At 73.1% G+C, this 2,342-nt stretch carries 3 protein-coding genes; all 3 read right to left on the minus strand.

Annotated elements, in window-relative coordinates:
• Positions 1-197: 197 nt before the first annotated feature.
• Positions 198-986 carry an ABC transporter ATP-binding protein gene (locus BH719_RS01015; protein ID WP_009399992.1) on the minus strand — a complete coding sequence of 263 codons (789 nt, stop codon included), beginning with the start codon at positions 984-986 and terminating at the stop codon, positions 198-200.
• Complete coding sequence (locus BH719_RS01020) at positions 983-2,056, minus strand: FecCD family ABC transporter permease (protein WP_009399993.1); 1,074 nt, start codon at positions 2,054-2,056, stop codon at positions 983-985. The genes BH719_RS01015 and BH719_RS01020 overlap by 4 nt, the downstream gene beginning before the upstream one ends.
• The coding region (locus BH719_RS09920) for an iron chelate uptake ABC transporter family permease subunit (protein ID WP_009399994.1) at positions 2,053-2,342 on the minus strand (290 nt) is incomplete at its 5' end. The genes BH719_RS01020 and BH719_RS09920, both read right to left, overlap by 4 nt.

Consider the following 2,342-nt stretch of genomic DNA (forward strand, 5'->3'; position numbering starts at 1 on the left):
AGCGCGGCCGCGAGCGCGCCCGTCGCGATGCGGCCGAGCGGGCCGCGCGCGGTGGTTGAACGCATGGATTGACCTCCGTATTGATTTGCCCGGGCTTAGTTTATATAGGGTTACCTAATTGCCCGGCCCTTCGAGGCTAGCACCCCTTCCGCGGCTGGCGGAAGGCCCTGTGGGGATCATCGCGCCAGGCCCGCGCCTCACGGCAACGGGATCACAATGGGCCTGCCCGTCTCGGGGTCGTCGATGATGCGGCAGGCCACGGAGAAGACGTCCTCTATGAGTTCGGCGGTCACGATCCGCCCGGGGTGCCCCTGCGCCACGAGGCGCCCGTCCTTCATGACCAGCAAGTGCGTGGCGTAGCGGAAGGCGAGGTGGAGGTCGTGCAGGACGGCCACGACCGTGCGCCCCTCGCGGTGGAGGCGCCCGGCCATGTTGAGCACTTCCAGTTGGTGGTTGAGGTCGAGGTAGGTGGTCGGCTCGTCGAGGAGCAGGATCCGCGTGCACTGCGCCAGGGCCATCGCGATCCACACCCTCTGGCGCTGGCCGCCCGAGAGCTCGGAGAGCCGTCGCGCCGCGAGCCCGGCGACGCCCGCGTCGGCCATGGCCCGTTCAACGGCGTCGTCGTCCGCCTCGCTCCACTGGCGCACGAGGCTCTGGTACGGGTACCGGCCGCGTCCGACCAGTTCCTCGACCAGCATGTCGTCAGGGGCCTGGGGGGACTGCGGGAGCAGTCCCAGACGGCGCGCCACCCCCTTCTGGTTCATGGCGCGGATGTCCTGCCCGTCCAGCAGCACTCGGCCGCCCCGTAGCGCGAGGACCCGGGCGAGCGAGCGCAGCAGTGTCGATTTGCCGCACGCGTTGGGTCCGACGATGACAGTGAGCTCCCCGTCGAGGACATCGATGTCGACGTGGTCGAGCACGGGTGGGCGGTTGGCGTACCCCACGACGATGCCGCGCGCCCGCAGAGTGGGTTCTATGGCTTTCATATCCGGTTCCTCCGGTACTCGTGGGCCAGCAGGACGAGGAGGTACACTCCGCCGGCGCACCCGGTGACGACGCCGACCGCCAGTTCGCCGGGCGCGATGAGGCGTTGGGCGACGATGTCTGAGCCCAGCACCAGGAGCGCGCCGACCGCGGCGGACGGGGCGAGCAGGGAGCCCGGAGCGCCCGTGAGCCGGTGGGCGATGTGGGGGGCGGCCAGGGCGACGAACGCCACTGGGCCGGCCACGGCGATGGCCATCGAGACCAGCACGATGCCCGTGCACACCGCGACGAGGCGGGTGCGCCCAGTGCGCGCGCCCAGGGCCGTGGCGGCGTCGTCCCCCAGGGGGATCAGCGCCAGTGGGCGCGAGAGCCACGTGAGTGCGGGCAGGCAGGCGGCGAGCGCCGCCACCAGCGCTACGGTGCGGACCGTCGTCACGCCGGACAGCGATCCCGCGCTCCACATCTGGGCGCGCTGGGCGGCCTCCAGGGGGGCCTTGACGAGCAGGAGCGAGTTGAGGGCGCGCAGCGCGGCGGAGACGCCGATGCCGACCAGGACGACGCGCGCGCCCGCGAGCCGCGTCCCCCCGGCTAGTGCGAGGATGAGTGCGCCCGACACGACGCCGCCGATGACGGCGCCGATCGCGGTGGCGACGGGCGTGGAGCCGAGGACGATGATCGCGACGAGCGCCCCCGAGGCCGAGCCCGCCGTGAAGCCCACGATGTCGGGACTGCCAAGGGCGTTGGAGGACACGACCTGGAAGAGACGGCCCGATAGCCCCAGGGCGGCGCCCACGCCGATGCCCGCGATGGTCCTGGGCAGGCGGACCGACTGGACGAAGTAGACGCCCAGGAAGTCGTCGCCGGGTCCGGCGTCGCCCAGGAGGCGCCGGTAGGACTCCGCGGCGCTGAGCCCGTAGTCCCCGAGGGCGAGCGAGTGGGCCGCCAGCGCGAGGACGGCGACCACGGCGGCAGTGGTGACCAGTGCGCTGCGCCGGTGCGCCCTGATCGACAGTCCCGCTGCGCGCGCCACGGCGTAGCGAGCGCGGGCGGGGCGCCCGCTCCTCCCGCTCACGCCGACGCCCCCCGGCCGCGTGCCAGCGCCACGAAGAAGGGGGCCCCGATGAGGGCCAGGACGACGCCGACGGGGACCTCCTCGGGGACGAGCACCCTGGCCACGACGTCCGCGATGAGCACCCAGGCGCCGCCCAGGACGGCGCTGAGGGCACTGAGGGCGCTTTGCCCCGATCCGACGAGCCTGCGCGCGATGAGCGGGACGGCCAGTCCGACGAAGCCCAGAGGGCCGCAGACCGCGGTCGCCGCTCCGGCGAGCGCGCCCACGGCGACCAGTCCGCAGGTCC

It is taken from the genome of Pauljensenia hongkongensis, assembly GCF_001746855.1.
GTDB lineage: Bacteria > Actinomycetota > Actinomycetes > Actinomycetales > Actinomycetaceae > Pauljensenia > Pauljensenia hongkongensis.

What these genes read in the sequence shown, in the direction of transcription:
- BH719_RS01015 (WP_009399992.1), bottom strand. Translation starts at nt 986, where the DNA reads ATGAAAGCCATAGAACCCACTCTGCGGGCGCGCGGCATCGTCGTGGGG.